The sequence below is a fragment of the Vibrio sp. E150_011 genome (assembly GCF_053544015.1).
This window is the reverse complement of record NZ_JBHFOL010000005.1, coordinates 273,989-294,192: the sequence shown is the minus strand read 5'-3', so window position 1 is coordinate 294,192 and position 20,204 is coordinate 273,989. Positions and strand designations below refer to the sequence as shown.

15 protein-coding genes are annotated in these 20,204 nt (G+C 43.2%); 3 read left to right on the top strand and 12 right to left on the bottom strand.

The annotated features are described in order from the left end of the window. Window positions 1–64 precede the first annotated feature (64 nt). From ACE1OE_RS11240 to zigA, 6 genes are all read right to left on the bottom strand, one after another. Complete coding sequence (locus ACE1OE_RS11240; protein ID WP_449211088.1) at window positions 65–1,408, bottom strand: TldD/PmbA family protein; 1,344 nt, start codon at window positions 1,406–1,408, stop codon at window positions 65–67. Beyond that, complete coding sequence (locus tag ACE1OE_RS11235; protein WP_449211087.1) at window positions 1,408–2,793, bottom strand: TldD/PmbA family protein; 1,386 nt, start codon at window positions 2,791–2,793, stop codon at window positions 1,408–1,410. Before ACE1OE_RS11235 ends, ACE1OE_RS11240 begins: the two co-directional genes overlap by 1 nt. A 230-nt stretch (window positions 2,794–3,023) precedes the next feature. Continuing rightward, window positions 3,024–4,040: a CobW family GTP-binding protein gene (locus ACE1OE_RS11230; RefSeq protein ID WP_449211086.1), complete on the bottom strand. Its 1,017-nt coding sequence runs from the start codon at window positions 4,038–4,040 to the stop codon at window positions 3,024–3,026. A gap of 155 nt (window positions 4,041–4,195) precedes the next feature. Further along, on the bottom strand, window positions 4,196–4,648 hold the full coding sequence (locus tag ACE1OE_RS11225; protein ID WP_449211085.1) for a Fur family transcriptional regulator: 453 nt from the start codon (window positions 4,646–4,648) through the stop codon (window positions 4,196–4,198). Window positions 4,649–4,653: 5 nt separating this feature from the next. After that, window positions 4,654–5,322 carry a DUF1826 domain-containing protein gene (locus ACE1OE_RS11220; protein ID WP_449211084.1) on the bottom strand — a complete coding sequence of 223 codons (669 nt, stop codon included), beginning with the start codon at window positions 5,320–5,322 and terminating at the stop codon, window positions 4,654–4,656. Next, complete coding sequence (gene zigA / locus ACE1OE_RS11215) at window positions 5,319–6,524, bottom strand: zinc metallochaperone GTPase ZigA (RefSeq protein ID WP_449211083.1); 1,206 nt, start codon at window positions 6,522–6,524, stop codon at window positions 5,319–5,321. Before zigA ends, ACE1OE_RS11220 begins: the two co-directional genes overlap by 4 nt. Window positions 6,525–7,059: 535 nt before the next feature. Between zigA and ACE1OE_RS11210 the strand changes: the two genes are divergently transcribed. The 3 genes from ACE1OE_RS11210 (at window position 7,060) to luxN (ending at window position 11,222) form a co-directional block, all read left to right on the top strand. Then, a complete protein-coding gene (locus ACE1OE_RS11210; RefSeq protein ID WP_449211082.1) occupies window positions 7,060–7,194 on the top strand; it encodes a hypothetical protein in 135 nt (44 codons plus the stop codon). Between the two features lie 268 nt (window positions 7,195–7,462). Continuing rightward, window positions 7,463–8,662, top strand: coding sequence for an acyl-homoserine-lactone synthase (locus ACE1OE_RS11205; protein ID WP_449211081.1), 1,200 nt, complete (start codon window positions 7,463–7,465; stop codon window positions 8,660–8,662). Continuing rightward, window positions 8,655–11,222, top strand: coding sequence for a quorum-sensing autoinducer 1 sensor kinase/phosphatase LuxN (gene luxN / locus ACE1OE_RS11200; RefSeq protein WP_449211080.1), 2,568 nt, complete (start codon window positions 8,655–8,657; stop codon window positions 11,220–11,222). The genes ACE1OE_RS11205 and luxN overlap by 8 nt, the downstream gene beginning before the upstream one ends. Before the next feature lie 871 nt (window positions 11,223–12,093). Here luxN and ACE1OE_RS11195 read toward each other — a convergent pair. The 6 genes from ACE1OE_RS11195 to ACE1OE_RS11170 form a co-directional block, all read right to left on the bottom strand. Then, complete coding sequence (locus ACE1OE_RS11195) at window positions 12,094–13,272, bottom strand: OmpP1/FadL family transporter (RefSeq protein WP_449211079.1); 1,179 nt, start codon at window positions 13,270–13,272, stop codon at window positions 12,094–12,096. Window positions 13,273–13,871: 599 nt separating this feature from the next. Further along, complete coding sequence (locus tag ACE1OE_RS11190) at window positions 13,872–14,870, bottom strand: succinylglutamate desuccinylase/aspartoacylase family protein (protein WP_449211078.1); 999 nt, start codon at window positions 14,868–14,870, stop codon at window positions 13,872–13,874. Window positions 14,871–15,163: 293 nt separating this feature from the next. Then, complete coding sequence (locus ACE1OE_RS11185) at window positions 15,164–15,766, bottom strand: flavin reductase family protein (RefSeq protein WP_449211077.1); 603 nt, start codon at window positions 15,764–15,766, stop codon at window positions 15,164–15,166. A gap of 152 nt (window positions 15,767–15,918) precedes the next feature. Then, window positions 15,919–17,706: an ABC transporter ATP-binding protein gene (locus ACE1OE_RS11180; RefSeq protein ID WP_449211076.1), complete on the bottom strand. Its 1,788-nt coding sequence runs from the start codon at window positions 17,704–17,706 to the stop codon at window positions 15,919–15,921. Then, a complete protein-coding gene (locus tag ACE1OE_RS11175) occupies window positions 17,700–19,463 on the bottom strand; it encodes an ABC transporter ATP-binding protein (protein WP_449211075.1) in 1,764 nt (587 codons plus the stop codon). The genes ACE1OE_RS11180 and ACE1OE_RS11175 overlap by 7 nt, the downstream gene beginning before the upstream one ends. After that, window positions 19,456–19,674, bottom strand: coding sequence for a hypothetical protein (locus tag ACE1OE_RS11170; protein WP_102469133.1), 219 nt, complete (start codon window positions 19,672–19,674; stop codon window positions 19,456–19,458). The genes ACE1OE_RS11175 and ACE1OE_RS11170 overlap by 8 nt, the downstream gene beginning before the upstream one ends. Between the last annotated feature and the right edge of the window lie 530 nt (window positions 19,675–20,204).

Genomic DNA, 20,204 nt, shown 5'->3' with positions numbered 1-20,204 from the left:
GTGAATGAAAAAGGACACTTGCGCGTCCTTTTTCATTCCACCTCTTCATTCTAGAAGCTTACTTTTATTTTCCACCAATACTCAAGCGAGCAAAGCGTACGTCGGGTGCAAAGAAAGTACGACTGTCGTTGTTCAACTGGATATTCCCCACCGCGTCGACTTCTTGCAACATCTTATAGAAATTGCCCGCGACCGTGATACCTCGCACAGGCTGAATGCGCTGGCCGTCTCGACATAGAAAACCACTGGCACCAAATGAGAAGTCACCACTGACCGCATCAGCGCCAGAATGCACGCCTTGCAGTTCGACAAGCTCTAGATATTCGCCCGCTTTTACCTCAGAGAGACTGCTTGTACCTGTCGCAATCCATTTATGATTAGCGGATACATCCAAGCTCGATTTCGCACCACGTGACGCACTTGCCGTTGATGTCGCACCTAAGTAACTCGCGGTTTGGCTATTATGCAGTAACGTATTCAGCTTACCGTCTGTAATAAGCCCGTTGTCTTGAGTGGCAAACCCTTCACTATCAAACGCCGCGATGGCCATACCCTGTGGCACATACGCCTTATCAATCAGTGTAATAAGGTCACTCGCTATAGGTTGTCCAAGCTTGTCTGCTAGAGGTGTAATGCCTTTCATTGCGCTTACACCAGAAAACGCGCTGCCAAAGGCACCAAATAAACTACTTAACGCATTCACGTGGAATATTGCCGAGTAATTACCCGTCGCAACGGGGGCACCGTCGAGCAGATCCCGAGCAAGATTATACCCTCCGTCAATGCAGTAAGCCGCGTCTAGCTCATCAAAACGACGACCTACTGACACCTTACCTGCCATGGATTGTTTGTCGTCCTTTTCAAACAGCGTATACGCATAACAGCTAAATGAACGCTCAAAATGGCGACACAACGTCCCTTGAGTATTGGCAATAATCAACTGACCTTCACCGTCGCTGTAGCCATTGTATGGCGAACTGGATGCATGAGGCAGAGCGACCACGCCTTGCTCAAGCGCTAGAGAAAGCGCAATTTTATCGTCGACGGATGTTGTGTCGTCTTGAGCAATTTCAGCGACATTTGTTGTGATTTGATTGTTCACACAGCTAATGGTTTGATGCTCATCCTGCTTTGAGAAACGCGCGCTTTGTAATGCGTTCGTTAACATCAAATCAAGGCTCGATTGCTCGAGTGACTCAGAATAACTGGTGGCGACGCGCGCGTCTTTAATGACTCGTACGCCCATGACTTGGCTCGAGCTGACTTTGTACTCGTCTAGTTGGCCTTGGTTCGCCTTTAACGAAAAGCTGTTGTTGCGGTTAACAATCACATCAGCTTGTGCGCCTTGACGTTGTGCTTCTGAGAGTACGTACTCAATCGTATTGAGAAGTTGTTGTTCTTGGCTCATTAGCTACCCCCTCCAACCAAAATATTATCTACTTTCAGCGTAGGTTGACCCACCGTCGTCGGGACCGCGCCACTAACGGAGCCACACATCCCCGGCGCAAGCGCCATGTCTTTTCCGACCATGCTGATTTCTTTGAGCACTTTTGGACCCGTACTGATTAATGTCGCGGTTTTTAGAGGTTTGGTTATTTTACCATTCTCAATCAAATACGCTTCACGCACGGCAAAGTTAAACTCGCCCGTTCCCGGTTGAACCGAGCCTCCGCCCATCTTTTTGGCGTAAATACCACGCTCTATACCCGAGAGCATATCGTCCAAGGAATGGTCCCCTTCTTCAATGAAGGTATTGCGCATGCGTGATGTTGGCGCGAACTTATAGTTTTGTCGACGACCGGAGCCTGTCGGTTCAAACCCTGTTTTCATCCCACCCATTTTATCAACCATAAAGCTGGTGAGCTGACCGTCTTTAATGAGTTGAGTGCGCTGGGTTGGCATGCCTTCATCATCAACATGGATTGAACCCCATTCATTGGTCATGGTGCCATCATCCACGGCATTGACCGCAGTGTGGGCTATCATGTCACCCATTTTGTCGTGAAATACCGAGGCTTTCTTAGCAACAGAAGTCGTTTCAAGTAAGTGACCACAGGCTTCGTGAAAAATGACGCCACCAAAGCCATTACCAATAATAACGGGCATTTCACCTGACGGACACGCGTCCGCACCGAGCTTCACCAACGCTTGTCTAGCAATAGTTTGACCTAATTCTTGCTCATCCACACCTTCACTGAATTCCCAGCCTGCTAATGCACCAGGGCCTTCCATACCCGAAGCCTGCTCATTGCCTTTTTGAGCAACTACATTGCCTGATGCACGAATGTAGTGTCGAGTATCATCAACGTGAAGCCCTTCAGAATTGAAGATAGAAACGCGCTGCTCACGTTGCGCTACGCTACCAATGAATTGACTGATGTATTCGCTTTCCGCCCGTGCGGCTCGGTCGACTTTAAGCAAGAATGCGATTTTGGAGTCCAGATTGGCGTCTTTGCTCAGCGGCATACGACAGCGATGTTGGACTGGGTAGCGGTTCAAGTTCAATGATCCGGCAGAGGCGATTTGATCACGCTTGTCTTTTGCCGCAAGCAGTGATGTCACACGTTTCAGTTCTGCTTCGTCCGTGCTGTTGGTGTACCCATACAACACTTTATGGCCGAAGAAGAGGCGGATACCAATACCAAAATCGATACCCGAGTTAACCTTATCCACTTCACCAGATGCAATCTGGACGGTGTTGGTTTGGTGATGTTCTACGAATAGCTCAGCGAAATCAGCCCCTAAAAAGAGTGCATGATCGATCACCGATTGAGCCGATAGAGAGTTAAGCATGAAACCTCCTTGATCGTCCTAGTTTTCCTCACCTTCAAAACTGTGCTCTTATTAATAAAAGCATGGCACAGAGAGAATAAAGGCGTGTTTAGAATGCTCTAAACATTACCATTTTTCTATGAAGAATTCCCGGCCGCTTATTACCAGACCATAAATTAGATCAACTTTGCGGCGGCAACGTTCACTCAGTTACCAATACGTTAATTGCAACAAGCTTAACGCCATGTCGATCAATTAATGGCATGCAAATTGACAATGCACTGCAACAGACGCTCCTCTAAACCCGCATCAATCGAGCGGCCAATGATCTCGATACGGCTTTCAACGCAGTCATTCAATTCGACTTCTGCCAGTTCATCTTCAGCCTTATTGTAACTAAACACTCCATCTTGAGTGATAAACACCGCTTTCATGCGCTCCACGTCAAGTTCGATTAAGACATCGAGTATCTGTTTACGATCAAAATGCTTGTTTGGTGCAAAGCGCCAGCCAACACTTTCAAACCCTTCTCCCTGGTTCATTGCCATAATCACACCACTTTCCGGCATCGCGACCTCAGAGGCCAACGTTTTTTTGTGACCATGATGATGGTGATGAGGTGACCGTGCTTGAATGAGCGTCTCTCCTTCAAAATCCGACAACGGAATATCGCCATAGTGCGCAAATATTACTTTCGTCATTGGGTGACCTAATTCAGCCACGTAGGCTTCTAATTTCTCTGTATCGCCCTCTTGGTACAAATCTTGTTTATTACCGATAACCGTATCGGCAATCGCAATTTGCTGATTGAACGTGCCGTTACTGGTATAACGACTGTCTGACAACTTACGCGCATCGACTAAGGTTAGGGTCTTTTGTAGCGATAATACCTTGCGATAATGTTCACTCGACAAGACTTGCAGTACTTCTTTTGGGTGCCCTAACCCCGTTGGCTCTATTAGCAAACGGTCTGGCCTTGCCTCTGATAACAGTTGGTTCAGTGCAATTTGCATCGGTAAACCGGCTGCACAACACATGCACCCGCCGGGGACTTCGCGGATAAATACTTGCTGGTCTGCAGTTTGTTGGCCTTGTAGCAAGCTACCATCAACTCCAATTTCACCAAACTCATTGACAAGCACAGCCCAGCGCTCACCTTTTGGTTTGTTTTCCAATAACTTTAAGATTGCAGACGTTTTACCTACACCAAGAAACCCGGTAATAATGTTCGTCGGTATGTTTATTATCGATTGGGTATTAGAGCTCATTTGCTCTTCTCCTATAGCCTTGAACTAATGTGTGGTTTGTCAACGAATCACGCATGCAACCACTTTGATTTCTTTTTAACATTTGTCTTTTCTCTTCTGAGGGAGGGCGCAAAATATAGAATGGTACGGAGATGGCACAGCAAAAACGGTGCCGACTACTTAACGCAGTCGTCGCATACGCAGTTGATTTCGATTTGAGGACTAATCACAGTAAAACCCTGTTGCCTTGCTTGAGACTGAAACCCTGTAATCATTGAGGCATCTAAGGTTTGTTCACTAATTTTTTCGCATTTGGAACAAATGAGAAATTGAGGAACTCCGTGTTCATGCTCGCAAAGGATATGAGAACAAACGATGTATTTATTCGATACTTTAAGCTTGTGGGCCAAATGTTCATTCTCAAGAAAATCTAAAATACGATACACCGACATCGCTTGAATATTCTGATTAAGGTGTGTTTTACAATAATCCACCAGTTCATAGGCTGATAAAGCCTTATCGGCATGAATTAAGGCATGGAGAACCAACTTACGCTTGGTCGTTAGTTGTTTACCTTGAGCCTTACAGTTTTTCTCTACATGCTTAATGACGGCTTCAACGTCTTGCATTTCAACTACCTCATATCTAAAGTCAGCAGTAACCGTCGTTCAGTCCCGGTTGTTTCTGGTGAGCGATGTACCACGCCCGTAGCTTCATTCCCTTCCCAACCGCTGCCTTTCAGTAACGCAACATCGCCCTTTTTTAATTGGTTAATACACACATTAGTTTTAAGCAAACCTGATTGGTGATCCGGCAACCCAGCACTACCCGCGCCGAGTTTGCTGCGGTCAATATCATCGTTATTTAACCACTGCGTAGCAAAACCCGCATAGGTCGTGACAAGCCGACACGGTAAATGATCGACGTGGAATTTGGGGCACATGGCCGTATCCAATGTCGTCAAACGTAATCCCACTTCTTGCAAGTCAAAAAGGCAGCAGAACATATCTACGATCAATGCTATGTCGTCACTGAGGTCATCAGCACAAGCGTATCCATCCAACTTATCTCGTAGCAAATCAGCCACCGTATCCGGTGTCACGGTTTTGACGACCGCTAACGGCTTGCCTTCTTGCAACATCTGTTGAATATTTTTTATTAGCTCATTTGGCAGCGAACGCTGCCAAACTGCTAAATTACGGTCTGAACGATAAATGTCCGTTAGTGCGCTTGGTTGAGTGCCCTGCGTTAATGGTCGTTCCGTTATATTTACATCGGTATCAGCAACAACATGGCAGGTCATATCTCAAACTCCCATTCAGGAAAAGGATCGGAAAGGGTTCGCCACAGAGATTCACCAGCCAACAATTCCTCATCACTTAATAAGCAATCATTCAGTGCTTGTGTCATTGCGACCTGATCCAGCCCCTGACCGATAAACACGAGCTCCTGACGCATATCACCAAATGGCTCTACCCAGCTCTGTTGAATAGCCTTTAAATCATTAGCGTCAGTTGGCCACTCTTCTTCAGGAATCGCTTTCCAAAACAATCCAGCAAACCCATGGTTTCCAATACCTCCCGCCTGGCTCCACTGCCCGGCAAAATCGGGACGTGACGCCAACCAAAAATACCCCTTTGATCGAAGCAATGTGCCAAATCGCTCGGTATCATGAAGAAAGCGATGGAACTTTTCAGGATGAAATGGCCGTCGAGCTCGGTAGCTGAAACTAGCAATACCATACTCCTCCGTTTCTGGTATATGTTCACCCCTTAGTTCTTTTAGCCAACCCGGTGCAGATTGTGCCTGTTCAAAATTAAACAGGCCAGTATCTAACACATCGGTAGTACTGACCTGCCCATTACGTATTGGGAGAATTCGAGCACGCGTGTTTAACATGGTAAGAATGGCAGTCAATCGCGCAATATCATCCTCAGTAACCAAGTCCGTCTTACTGATCAACAAAACATCGGCAAACTCAACTTGCTCTATCAAAAGCTCAGTAACGCTACGGTCATCATCTTCATCTAGATATTCACCCGTTTCAGTCAAATCTTGGGCCGCTTCGTAATCGCGTAAAAAATTAACGGCATCGACAACGGTGACCATGGTATCTAGTGTTACGACATCAGAGAGCGACACACCATCACTGTCAGCAAAGGTAAACGTTTCAGCCACAGGCAATGGTTCCGCAATCCCTGTTGATTCAATCAGCAGATTATCGAAGCGCCCCTCTCTCGCTAACTGACTCACCTCAATAAGCAGATCTTCACGCAAAGTACAACAAATGCAGCCGTTGCTCATTTCGATTAACTTTTCTTCTTTGTGTTCCAGCAAGACGTCATTTTTTACTGTCATAGAATCAATATTGATTTCACTCATATCATTAACAATAACGGCGACACGCTTGCCTTGGCGATTATTAAGAATATGGCTAATAATGGTCGTCTTTCCTGCCCCAAGAAACCCAGACAGCACGGTGACAGAGATTTTTTTCTGATTCATGTTTTTCTCTTAAGTAAAACAAACTGACACCTAGTAATCTTAGGTCTCGTGGTATCGAGTTGCCCTTGCACCCCGCTTAACAAGTTATCCACCAATTACAATGGAATCCAAATTAACCCCGATTCCATCGTAATTGGTGAGCAATTCACTCCATAGTTAAGCTAATCAACGTACTTAAAACACAATCGATAAGTTGATCAAGCAAAACCACTTGTTATGTTATAACATAACAAGTGGTTTTGCTAATTATCGTTTTATGTTCTCTAAGACAGAGAAAAGGACGTGTGAATCAGACCTGACTAGCAATGGAAATAGTGCGCTTCACTAACAATGACGTTTTAGTGCTTTGTTACCGCATGAAATAGCGCGTGTCGGAAAGTTCAAGAGATCGAGGTACTGGTTAGCCGATTGGCAAATCGTATTGCCGGAAAGCTAGTATTGGCAAAACCAATAAAGAGGACGCGACTTCGATTAATTGCATTTTGACGACACAAATACGACAGACTGATGACTGATCGAATTCGATGACGGTTTTATGATTCGTGTTCCAACGACACGCCAAAATACCACCAAGACAGTAGGATTGTGGTTTACTTCGAAAGCAACAAAAACACACCCGATATTGGGGTTGTCAGAGGCCTTAAATGAATGGCAGCAACGTATTGCTTAACGGCATATCATAGGCACAAACTACGTTTAAAATTGTCACAGCAACCGTTTATATATTAGTAATCAATGAACTAACTTAAGCTTGGCAAAGTCAGTTGTGAAGGATAATCACAAGTAGTAGACTTGCGCACAATTATGCAACTTTGTTTTAACGTCGTCAGTGCATATGACTTTGCTATTGTTTAGATTAAGTGGCTATTCTCCAGCTCATATCTTAGTCATTGATGTCGACCTCTTAGAATACAATCAACCTAGGCTGTGTTAACTTAATGGAATTAATGTCGTCTCTACGCTTACTAACGACTCGTCATCTGCCGATCGAAGAAAAACAGGAAACGCTAATTGACCTCATTATTAGTCATTATCTTCCACAAGAACGCACGACTCTTTTCCAAACCGTCACTGACTACCGTAGAAGCCAATTATTGTCGCTATTTCCGTCGCATAGAAACAAGAGCCTCTCCATGCTATTTGAATTATTGGACTATCGCGACCTCATTCATCAGTATCCAAATACATTGTCGGAAGATAGCGCTTTATTCGAAGAAGTCGCGAGTCAATGCTATATGCATTGGTTAGATTTTTGGTGTGCGTGCGAGATTGCCGTGATCAAGAAACAATTCCCTTTGGGTGCCAACTCCCCTTCTTCTGTGGTGCTCCCTCTAAAAGATAGTGCGTACTATGGCGCTTTGATTGAACAAATTGAAAATGCCCCTCTTGTGGTCAAGACACCCAGTCATCCGCAAGCAATGCCAATTAAAGACGCTATCGCTTTAAGCAACCTTGAGCTCTTCATACAGGGTGAAAAGTGGTACGAAATGCTGCCTTTGTTGTCACTTTCACAAACGGGGAAACACTTTATTTTACTAAAGCATCCTACCGACGAAGTATTCCCCACACTCGTCGCTTCTGCGCTCGTTCAAGACTGGTCATCGAAGGCAGCTTGGTTAAGTTATGATGCACAGTTTAGTAATGAGCAATGGCATTACTGCTTACCACCTCACGGTGACACTCAGCTAACGAACTGTGCCATTTTCAAACCATCTACCTTATCAAAATGTTACTCTCTCCCAGAATTTGATGACCAATTCCAGTTACAATTGTCAGATAAAAAGGCGGTATGTGAGGTGTTGCGTCTAACAGTCAGTGGTAATACTCAGCAAAAGCTTTATTTCCTCTATCTTGCTCAAAAAGAACTCATGAGCGTATTACATCAAGTAGGATACAAAATTGGCTTCACTATTATCGAGCAACCGTTCATGCTCAACTTCTATCAGGCCATTGATCAAACAGCATATTTCCACTCTGGATATTGCGATCTAAACAACGATGGTATAAAAACCTATCGTGGATTCTGGAATTTCGAAATGATGACCAAAGCCTTCTGTGACACGGATTTTCGCAGCTATAAGCACGCGGTTCGTGGCAGCAGAAAGCGTATCTTGCTAGCAAAGGGTGAACATGTTTGATATCAACCTAGAAGCGCTTATTTACGCGAAAGCGATTGTGCTTCTTATGACAGTAGCCGTAGTGGTCATTTGGCTACTCTATTATTGCTATCGGCTCAAACAACAGAACGAAGTCATGTTGGGGACACACCATGTAACTTACATCGCCTATTCAGTCTGTATTGTGGCTTGGATTAGCAGCAACGCGTACTTCCATACTGATTTATTGCCGATGTTTGGTGCTTCTGCTGCTATGTTTGCCGCTAAATTTGCCAATCTCGCGTCTTTTTTTGCGTTTGCTTTCGCCTATTACTTTTCTTGTCAACTGGCAGCACAATTGCGTAATGGTAAAGTCCACCGCTGGCAACAAGTCATTTTGGTCACCCTAACGGTCTACTCACTCTATATCAACTTTCATCCAGGCCTTACGGTCGAACACGTCGACATTACTGGTCCAAGTCAGTTTGTCATTGAGTTTGGCCCGCACACGTCATATTTCTTTATTGGATTGGTGAGCTTTGTTGTCTTAACGTTGATAAACCTGGTAGCAATGCGATCAAACAGCAGCAAACTCACGTTAGCCAGAACCAACTATATGATTGCGGGTATCTTGGTGTTCATGCTTTCTACTGCCACCATCCATCTCGGTATGACCTATTTCATGGGCGACTTCTCATTGACTTGGTTACCACCAGCGTTATCCATCAGTGAGATGTTGTTCGTGGGTTATGCCTTATTAACATCCCGTTTCTACAGTGTGAAGTACCTCGCTTACCTCGGCGTTAATATGCTGTTAGTGTGCGCAATTTTGGTCGTACCTTTTGGTGCCATATTCATCCCGCTAACCGATAGTAACCAATGGCTGATTGCTATCCCTATCTGCGCCCTTATTGGCGTAACCTGGCATTTACTTTATAAACGTATGAGTCGCTACGCTTCTTTCTTAATTTACAGGAATAAGAAAACACCCGTACAGCAGATCCTTGCGTTAGAAGATGATTTCAAGCTATCAATTGATGACGCAATGGAGCAATTAAGCAGGCTATTACACATTCCAAACGACAACCTGCGCCTCGTCAATAGCAACTATAATGAAGCCTTCTACGAAGACTACCTTTCCTCAAACAACTCCGTATTAGTTTTTGATGAGCTGACTGAAATACTGAATGATAAATTGCGCACTAAGCGCTCAATCAAAGCACTTTATGAAAAGATGAGCTCAAATAACACCGCGCTGGTCATGCCACTATTCGGTCAGGGACAATCTGTCACGCATTTATTAGTTTCATCGCACAAAATCAACAATCAAATGTTCTCTAATGAAGAGATCTCCGCGCTACAGACTTTGTTAACTCGCGTACAAAGTACTATTGAAGCAGACAGGCGCATTCGTCAAAGCCGCGCACTCGCAAACTCTATTGCTCATGAAATGCGTAACCCACTCGCTCAAGTACAACTGCATTTTGAGGTGTTGAAACAACATATTGACCATAACGCTCCCACGAAGCAGCTCAAACTTGATATTGAAAACGGTCAAGCCGCCATTCAACGTGGACGACAATTGATTGACATCATCTTACGAGAAGTCAGTGATAGTTCATCTGAGCAAAGTCCTATTACTATGACCTCCATTCACAAAGCAGTCGATCAAGCGGTCAGCCACTATGGCTTTGAAAATGACCTAATTATCGAGAGAATACGGTTACCGCAACATGCGGACTTTGTTGCTAACCTGAATGAAACTTTGTTCAACTTTGTCATATTCAACCTGATACGTAATGCTATTTATTATTTTGACTCCTATCCAAACAGTCAAATCGAAATAAGCACCACAACAGGCGCGTACGAGAACGTGTTAATATTCCGAGACTCTGGTCCGGGTATTGACGACGCCATTACTCATAAAATCTTCGACGACTTTTATTCTTACCAAAAAAGCGGAGGTAGCGGTTTAGGGTTAGGTTATTGCCAGCGTGTGATGCGTTCATTTGGTGGCAGGGTTGAATGTAAATCGACACTCGGTGAATTTACCGAATTTCATTTGTATTTCCCTATTGTTCCTAATGCACCAAAAGCAGAAACACTTCGTACGCCTTACTTCACTGATTGGAAAAAAAACCAGCCGGATACCGAGCCACACCAAGAGCCCAACACATCACTGAACCTTCAGGAATCCATAAACAGCCAAGGACTGACCGTGCTGATCGTCGACGATAAGGAAGTGCAACGCACGCTTGTTCAGATGTACTTAAATCAGCTTGGCGTTAACAGTTTGCAAGCAAACAATGGCGAAAAAGCGGTAGACATATTTAAGTCGAATCATGTCGACTTAATCTTAATGGATGTACAAATGCCTGTAATGAATGGATTTGATGCCAGCCAACTAATCAAAGCCTACTCGCCCCACACACCCATCATTGCGCTATCGGGTGAATCAGGAGCGAGTGAGTTAGACATGATTAACAAGATAATGGATGGACGTTTGGAAAAACCAACCTCATTAGACGCTCTACGGCATTTACTTGAAGGTTTGTTAAATAAAGATGCCACCCCTAACCCTTCCAAGCCTAATCTAGTCTAGCGGTGCCGGTCATGTTTTCTTAGTCACGACAAGGACAGTCGTGACTAAAAAGATAATGATTTAAGTATAGTGACTAAGAATATAGTGGTTAAGAGTATCAATTATTATGCGGCCCACTTGACTACCTGACTCGATGACCCACATATTTAGTTTAGATAATTCATCATGCAGTACTGATATTGAACCCCAATTCTATCGACATGTTTAGGTATCAACTATGCAGAAGATAATGTTGTACGATCGACACCATTAAAAACAAATGCTCAAGTACCTGTGTAATCGCTTGGTTTAGCGACTCAACTACGTAGTAACTCCAAGACCGATAAAACTGAGTCGTTTGCAACCTATCGTGCAAGTAGTATTTGGATTACAAGCTATATTTATAACCAAGGTAATGAGCTTGTATAGCCGAGGATGCATGAACGAGTGTATCTACCCAGCATTTAGGTCGGTCAAGAACAGCCATTAATCACTGATACCTTAAGCTATCGACAACTATGATTAAATATTTCACATTAAAGAACTTTCGTGTGTAAAACACCTTGCATAATCGTAAGACTGAAAGCATAAAAAACTGTTTCTAATCACAAATAAAGATCTCCATCGAATCTAAAAGCAACATTAATGTTACTACTGCCAATTTCGCACCATCGCCTACAAACAAAATAACATTGGTTAATAGTTCTTGATCAACGACAAAAACTTGCTGGACTTATATATCGATGGGGGGGATTGTGCTTTACCGCAACTTCAAAAGGAATACCATGTACTACGATTAGGCCATAAATTAAATTAGTAAGATACCAAGTAAAGCATAATCCAAAATAAAATTTATGGCGTCCGCTTAGCGTTAACAGTATCGCTATGGTCGTTAATAATCGTAATCTAGCTGAACTGCAAATAATTGATTATTTTGTTCATATTTACCTTGTACGCCCACTACACTGCGACTTTGGTCGATGTTCCTCGTCCCATAGTCGTTATATTGGTAAGCAAAGTTTATCGCTAGCGTTGGCATAATTTGATAATTCAAACCAATACCAACATTAAAAATATCATTCACAGGCAAGTCCGGATATATCTTTGTATCATCAGACTGAGGATTAGTCGCATAACTAGAACCAAAATCTAATCGGTACTTATCGTTAAAGTGATAGCGTCCACCTAGCGAAACCGTATAAACGTTATCAAAGTCTCGATTGTAAACGCCCTTAGGTATCCCAGACTCTACAGAAACATACGTAATATCATAATCTCCCCAGAACTCCATCCCTACATTCCACACAAAATCAAACGAATTGGTCAGTTTGTGAAAGCCGGATACATCAAGTTGAGCGGCATTAGGCATATTCAAGTCAACAGTTCCAGACTGCCCACCATTTAACGAGTAATCTCCACTTAGGTCATGCTTGATCTCAGAGCGATACGCAAGGCCTACTCTATCGTCTTCAGTCAGGCTATAGAGAAAGCCAAAGTTGAATCCTGCATTCCAATCATCAGCTTTAATATTAATTCGCTTATTAAATACATTTTCTTCTACTGTCATATATTCAATAGCAATACCAAGCCCGGCAGACAATTTAGGCGATATTTGATATGAAAAAGAGGGATTTATCTGAATAGACGTTAGACTTACATCATTAAGCTGAGCTTTACCTTCCCAGTCCGTTCCATAATCTAATGAAGCCCCACCTGGTGCCGTGAGAGACAAACCCACTGCAATTTTTTCATGAAGTTGCTTGACGATAAATACATTACCGTAAGGCATCACACTACCAGAATTCGGTGCATCTCCGGCACCTGAACCCGAGTAATAATCATTGTCGTAGGCCATGACACCTATCGATCCGCTGATGGCATCTTTACCTAGCACTGCCATACCTGCTGGGTTTGTATAAGCAGTAGTCGCATTATCAGCGATCGCAGCACCTCCGGCTCCTGATAAGGCCAAATTCCCATCACTTAAACCAGGGACTAAAATCACAGCCGAACTAGCCGGTAGTGATATGAGCCCAAAACTCAAGGTTATAACAAAGCGACTATTTTTCATGATTCTCATCCATTTGAAACAATTAACTTTAATGTAGTACATACATCAACATAGGCAAAAAAAAGAGCCAAACGCCACTGAAATTGTGAAGCATGCAGGAGAATCGCCGACCATGTGCCAAAAATGACCAAAACTCAGTGATAGTGATATGTGTTCATTAGTTCAATTGGTATAGGAAATATCACCATAGCCATAAACACACCAACTATAAAAACAAACGATAATATCAAAAATTCAATGGTGAAATATAAAAGCATAATAGAAAAGAAATCATGTTTATAACGTGTAAACAACTATTTTTAAATAGTAATGAATTAAGTATTTATTTACATCGCCTCCTCATTAAACGCCATGTATCTATAGCTCCGAGTAACGAGCCATTCCATTAAATATGGAACTTAGCTAAGACTAGGTTCAAGCTAGCCTAGGGCAATAAGAAAGAACCTTAAATAGTATTTGATATTATTTCTCGACTGACGGGGTTCATTAATAACAGATTGGCAATGTGTTGATTTGAGTACATGTATTATGTACTCAAACTCTTTACGAACATCGAGACGATGCTTCACTTTCGCCGCCAAATATGAGGAGGCACACCTTTATCTAATCAACCTCACCACTAACGATCCTGGCGCTCGAACTGACTCAACATTGTGGCTAATCACTACACCTTTAGATGGCGAATAATAATGTTCAATTTCGTCGCCAAAACTGTTGTATTGCGTGGCCACTTTTTGTCCTATTGTGACGTCTTCAAGAAGTGCCACATGACTAATCACGAAACCACCTTGATTAGCCCGAATACTGACGATTTGATTCCCTTCCGTACACTTCACCGTTTGAGGTTGTACATCACCATCAATCATTTCGTAAGCACGAAACACGTTTAAAACGCCGTTCACTGCTCGGCTTACCATAACGTGGTCAGAATAGCGTCCAATACCGACCTCGATGGTAATAGAAGGAATACCGGACCGATTATAGGCGGTCTCTAAGATCCCTGGATCGCCTGGGTCATTTAAAATCACATCCGGGTCAATCAATCGAGCCATGCGAATAGAGTCATCGAGCCGGTAGTCTGCAAATACATAAAGTGGGTACGCCGCACCAGATGTTTGTGAATGCAGGTCTATAGCTAAATCAGCATTGGGGTTTAACAAATTCTGCCACAAACTGTGCGCGAACCTATGGGCGTCGTCACCGTCAGGATCACCAGGGAACACGCGATTTAAGTTAGACGTAGAACTATCAGGTGCGGCAGAATGAAAGTCTCGACTATGACGTACAATACCTGACAAGTTGACGGTGGGAACAATTGTCACAACACCTGCATTTATACGACCCATCAATTCTCGCGCTAATTGCTGAGCCGTCAAAATTCCGTTTTGTTCATCACCATGAATACCGGCGGTAATCATAATTCGTTTTCCCGGATGTTGACCTTTGAAGACACGGACCGGTAATAATTGTGGATGACCAATGGCGTCGGTAGCCACTGCAAACCAAAATTTATGTTCTCCTGCCTCTAATCCATTAACATCAAGAGCTTGAATCGTAGGATACATGGGGACAATACAATCATTGAGAGGTGTAGACATGCTTTCTCCGGGACAAACAAAAGACAATCATTGCCTTAGGTACCTTTCGGCTTCAACCTAAACTTACCTTTTTACGCTGCAATATAAAAGTGTGGATATCATATACGCTTTCGCTTATTACAAGATAAATCAAAAACATCCACTAATATCGAACTTGAAAACACACTCGTTACTTTAAGAAACACTGACAAGCCGGTATAGAAAACCAGATATGAACACGGCGCGATGACGCCTATGTTTAAACCTTCTCCGCTATTCGATTAATCCCTCTGCCCTCGACGGCCGGAATATAATCAAGGTCGAGTTAAATTAATTTGCTCAGAGGTAGTGGCAAAAGCATCTCCGCCCATTTTGCCAATAGAATCAAGCAGAGCCTGATCAATCTGCCCTCCACTGTATAAGTCATCACGAACATAAATATGTTTAACATCCAACATAATGACTTTCCCGCCCGTGGGTTGCGTACTCACTTCAATGACGTCTCTTAATGTACATTCGTATCGAATCGGCGATTGCATGACCGATAACGGGGAAACGTGATGACTAGGACAACTTTCAATACCAGCAAAATCGAATTCACTTTCTTGGCTATCTAGACTCGCACAGGTGCGATTCATTTTCTCGACTAATTCATGGTTAACGATATTAACCACGCACTCTCCGGTTTGCAGTAAATTTTGCAACGTATCTTTGTCAATACCACTGCGTTGCGTAATTTGGGTATACATCAACACAGGTGGGTTACAACTGGCGACGGTAAAAAACGAATAAGGGGCCAAGTTATCTATGTTATCGTTCGAACGTGTACTCACCCAAGCGATTGGACGTGGCGTCACACCGCCATTTAACAAACGGTATTTTGCTTGATTCTCTAACCTAGATACATCAAAAATCATTAGTGTTCTTCCTTACATTTCAACATGTCGAATAAACATGCTCTAAGCCAATCCGTTATGCACAACGAGCAAATCAATCGAGTTGTCATTTAAAACATGAACAACACGTTGAACGAAGCGTGTCGAACTCGACGCCTAGATTGATAGTATCCCTACAATGACGCCACACCATTCAGCCCAGTTGGCTGCGCTATTGATTCATTCAATAAACCGGCATAAATACCATCATGAGACACCAGCTCTTGATGGCTGCCTTGCTCTACAATCTGTCCCCTTTCTAACACTAGAATCTTATCAGAATGCCGAACGGTACTGAGACGATGGGCAATAGCGATCACGGTCTTTTCTTTAAACAAACGCTGCATCGCTTTTTGAATTAAATCTTCCGTGATTGAATCCACCGAGCTCGTTGCTTCGTCTAGCATCATGACTTGCCCGCCTTGTGCCACAGCACGTGCAAATGAAATCAATTGTGTCTGTCCCACCGAAAGGTTAGAACCATTTTTATCCAAAACAAAATCGTATGTTTCTGGCAGCTGGTTAATAAACTTATCGGCATAAACATAACGAGCAGCTTGCTCCACTTGCTGGCGCGAGATCCCCGTTTTCCCTAGAGCGATATTAAACTGGATGGTCTCTGCGAATAGATGGACATCTTGCATCATCATTGAGAATAAATGGGTGGAGTTTTCATAAGATATGTCAGACAACTCAATACCGTTAAGTAAAATGCTTCCTTCATAGTCTTGGTAGGTTTTTGAAATCAAACGCATGATTGTTGATTTACCCGATCCGGTCGAACCAACCAAGGCAATCTGATGTCCCTTCTCTAACACAAACGACACGTTTTTAAGCACATAAGGCGAATCGGGTTTATAACGAAAACTCACGTTCTTAAACTCTAAGCGATCAAATTGCTTAAGCTGGTTTTCGACCTGATGACTTGGCAGTAGATTACGCCCCTCTTCTTCCGTTGGTTCGATGAATAGCTCTTCGATATGGTCAAACGCTGCAAATGAACTTTGAATAGAAGCAATCTGCGAGGTGAAATCTCGAATAGGCACAAATACCTTTTCTAACGTATTAATAAACGCAATGAGTACGCCAAGCGTTAACGTGCCTGCAATCACTTGCTCTGAGCCATACCAAATCATCAACGCAATCGTGACCGACGTTATCCCAGAAATAAACGAAAATAAAACGGCATCATACTTGTTAATCTTCTTTTGGGCGGTTAAGAACTCATCTGTGTACCCTTTGTACTTTTTCTCAACTTGCTCTTCTGCTCGATACATCTGAACCGTATTCATACCAAGCAACACTTCTTGCAGAAACCCGATACCTCGTGCCAAAGCAGAGCGAGTAATCTTGTGCATCGCTCGAAGACGATTACGCACATAAACGGTCAAATACATGACTGGAGGCATGACAACCAAAACAATGAGCGTCAATTGCCAATCAATAAAAAGCATCATGACAAGGAGCGCAATCGTGTTTATCGTGTCTTTCACTAGGCCAACTATTGATTGCACAAACGATTCACCAATCGTCTCCAAATCACTCGTTAATCGAGACAACGTCACACCTGTTGGGGTGTTATCGAAATAACGACGAGGGAGTTTAAGCACTCTCTCAAACAGGACTGAACGCATGTCAGTAATCGTGTATTGCCCTGTTTTTCGCAAGTTGTATGAGTAGGTAGTATCGACGACATAACTGGCAATCAGAACAAGAATCAAATAAACAATATTACGCATCAATCCTTCCATATCACCCTGACTCAAATGAACGTCAATCACTTGAATAATAAGCCAGGGGAAAAGAAGGCTGGTTACGACAGTCAGCGGCAGCATGGCTATACCAAGTGTCGCTGTGCGTTTGTACTTCTTAGCAAATTTAAAGAAGTGCTTTAGATATTTAACGTCAACCCCCTTTAACATGCTGTTGTCTCCGTTTCATTTTGTTGAAGTTGCCACGTTTCATAATAATATGAGCATGTGGACAGCAATGTAGCATGATCACCTTTGGCTATAATTTGGCCTTCATTCAATACAATGATCTCATCCATGTACTCAAGTGCATTGACACGATGTGAGACCACCAGCACCGACTGATTTTCTAATCGTTCAAAGAGCCCTTCTAAAATTTTACGCTCGGTTTCGTAATCCACAGCGGATAAGACGTTGTCCATAATGATCAGATCTGCGGGTTCAAGCAACGCACGTGCGATACTCAACCGTTGCTTTTGACCTCCTGACAACATCACTCCTTTTTCACCAACTAAGGTTTGGTCGCCACTTTCAAAGTGAGCCACATCATCTGCAAATTGACTTAATCGAAGCACATCATCGACTTGTTGCTTTGCAACATCCGGGTTAGCGCTACCAAAACGGATGTTCTCTTCTATGCTCGCCGAAAATAAATAGGGGTCTTGAGTCACCGTTTTGATGTAGCGGCGTAAATCATTTCGCGAAAAAGTGGTCACATCCCGGTCTCCAAGAAAAATAGTCTCTTCAGGCACATCTAAGTGGTGATTCAAGCAATTAACGAGCGTCGTTTTACCGGCCCCAATCCCTCCTAAAACGCCGACTTTTTTGCCGGCTGGAATGTCAAAACTAATGTTATCCAGAATTAGTCTGTCTTCACCCGGATATCGATAACTCAAATGACGAACTGAAAAGGTTTTTCCTTTCATTTGTTGCACGTTGGGTGACGACAATTCGGTCTTATCTTGCTCTGGGACTTCGGCATTCAAAATGGTTTGAACACTTTGGATACCCACCATGCCTCGCTGATAAATGGTGGCAATTCGGCCAAGTTGCATCAATGGCATCGCCAGTAACACCGAATATGTTAAAAGTGCTGTGATCTCGCCAAGTGTCAGCTCTTGGTTCATCAACATATACCCACCCAACCCTAGGATTAAGATCTTCATTAAATCGTTGGCGTAATCAAGAACCGGCATAAAGAAGACTTGGATGCGCGTGATTTGCATTCGGCAACGCAGGAGTTGTTGGTTTAGCTTTTCGATCTCAGCCCTGACCCAAGGTGACATCTGCTGACTCTTAATTAAGTCAATACCAGATAAGTAGCTCATTAGTTGAGCTGATAAGTTTTGTAAGCGTTGCATGTGTTCTAAATGGAACACTTTCATACGTTTAAAGCCTATGCGAAAAATAACAAACGCAATGGATATTGGAATCACAGAGTAAAGCGTGAGCTCAGGCGAGATTCGCCACATATACAAGGGGGTCAGTGACAACGCGAGCAAGACATTAAAAAACTGTAAAAAACCAACGCCAAACATGAGTCGGATGCCGGCGAGATCGTTGTTGATGATAGAGATCAGTCGCCCCGATGCAAATCGAGTATGAAAGCTGCTTGGAAGGCGATTTAGTTTCTGTAAAAGCGTGTTTTTTAACGCCGCCTCCGTTATTCGGCCTGGATTAAGGGCATAAATTCGCGACAAAATTCGCACCCCAACCATCAGCACTGACATCGCGACGACAATACCAACATAGGTTTGCAATTGTTGATGACCAAGGCTTGACGCATCCTCAATCAGATCGATCGCCAATTGAATGTAGCGTGGGATTTCGACCTGCAGCCAGTTGACGAGAAAAATGAACACAATCGCCAGTAGGTACGATTTACGATTCATGCGCAGATAATGGGCGAAAAACTGTGTTTTATTCATTCGACTCTTTCTTATGTGGTGGTTCAATTCCGTACTGCTCAACGCACGCTTTAATAATGCAGTGGCGAGGATCATCTATTTGTTCGAGCGCCTCAAGTAACCATTCTGGCAAACGGACCGGACGAGTTTTCACGCCTGGTTTACGACCGCTGCCAGGTCTTGAGCCTCCTCTGCCGCAACAGTGGCGTGCTTGATCTGAATTAGCTTTCACGAAGAATCCATATTCGATGTAGATTTGATAAGTGTACACTTACCAAAAATAAATGGTACCCGAAAACAAAGATACATTATGAAAATGAATAGCGACCAAAGGATGCATAACAAAAATAACCCGATCTACGACGATACAGCTAGCTTACTGAGTTTAATTTAAATATCGCATAGTCAACGCCGCGCTTTACGTTATGGCCACACATAAAATGAAACGCAGGATAAACTGAATGGATAGAAAATAGAGAAGAGTCAGCAACCTCTGTCTATTTTTAAAATAATGAGTTAGCCAGCTATTGTCAGAAAGCAATATAGTTTGAACGCAGAAATAAAGTTTGACCCATTTAACGCCAGTGGAGGGGCTAAAAAACTCTGGTCTACCTCATTTTTGCACCTTTCGGTGTTACTTCCCGCAAGTACAAAAGTCAAAAGTCAAAAGTCAAAAGTCAAAAGTCAAAAGTCAAAAGTCAAAAGTATGGTCATTCCTGCGCAGGCAGGAATCTATTCACAGCGTTTACGAAATCATATTAT

Coding starts and splice junctions, on each gene's coding strand:
- ACE1OE_RS11240 (WP_449211088.1), bottom strand. CDS start 1,408: ATGAGCCAAGAACAACAACTTCTCAATACGATTGAGTACGTACTCTCA.
- ACE1OE_RS11205 (WP_449211081.1), top strand. CDS start 7,463: ATGGAATTAATGTCGTCTCTACGCTTACTAACGACTCGTCATCTGCCG.
- ACE1OE_RS11195 (WP_449211079.1), bottom strand. CDS start 13,272: ATGAAAAATAGTCGCTTTGTTATAACCTTGAGTTTTGGGCTCATATCA.
- ACE1OE_RS11225 (WP_449211085.1), bottom strand. CDS start 4,648: ATGCAAGACGTTGAAGCCGTCATTAAGCATGTAGAGAAAAACTGTAAG.
- zigA (WP_449211083.1), bottom strand. CDS start 6,524: ATGAATCAGAAAAAAATCTCTGTCACCGTGCTGTCTGGGTTTCTTGGG.
- ACE1OE_RS11220 (WP_449211084.1), bottom strand. CDS start 5,322: ATGACCTGCCATGTTGTTGCTGATACCGATGTAAATATAACGGAACGA.
- ACE1OE_RS11190 (WP_449211078.1), bottom strand. CDS start 14,870: ATGTCTACACCTCTCAATGATTGTATTGTCCCCATGTATCCTACGATT.
- luxN (WP_449211080.1), top strand. CDS start 8,655: ATGTTTGATATCAACCTAGAAGCGCTTATTTACGCGAAAGCGATTGTG.
- ACE1OE_RS11175 (WP_449211075.1), bottom strand. CDS start 19,463: ATGAATAAAACACAGTTTTTCGCCCATTATCTGCGCATGAATCGTAAA.
- ACE1OE_RS11230 (WP_449211086.1), bottom strand. CDS start 4,040: ATGAGCTCTAATACCCAATCGATAATAAACATACCGACGAACATTATT.
- ACE1OE_RS11235 (WP_449211087.1), bottom strand. CDS start 2,793: ATGCTTAACTCTCTATCGGCTCAATCGGTGATCGATCATGCACTCTTT.
- ACE1OE_RS11180 (WP_449211076.1), bottom strand. CDS start 17,706: ATGTTAAAGGGGGTTGACGTTAAATATCTAAAGCACTTCTTTAAATTT.
- ACE1OE_RS11185 (WP_449211077.1), bottom strand. CDS start 15,766: ATGATTTTTGATGTATCTAGGTTAGAGAATCAAGCAAAATACCGTTTG.
- ACE1OE_RS11210 (WP_449211082.1), top strand. CDS start 7,060: ATGATTCGTGTTCCAACGACACGCCAAAATACCACCAAGACAGTAGGA.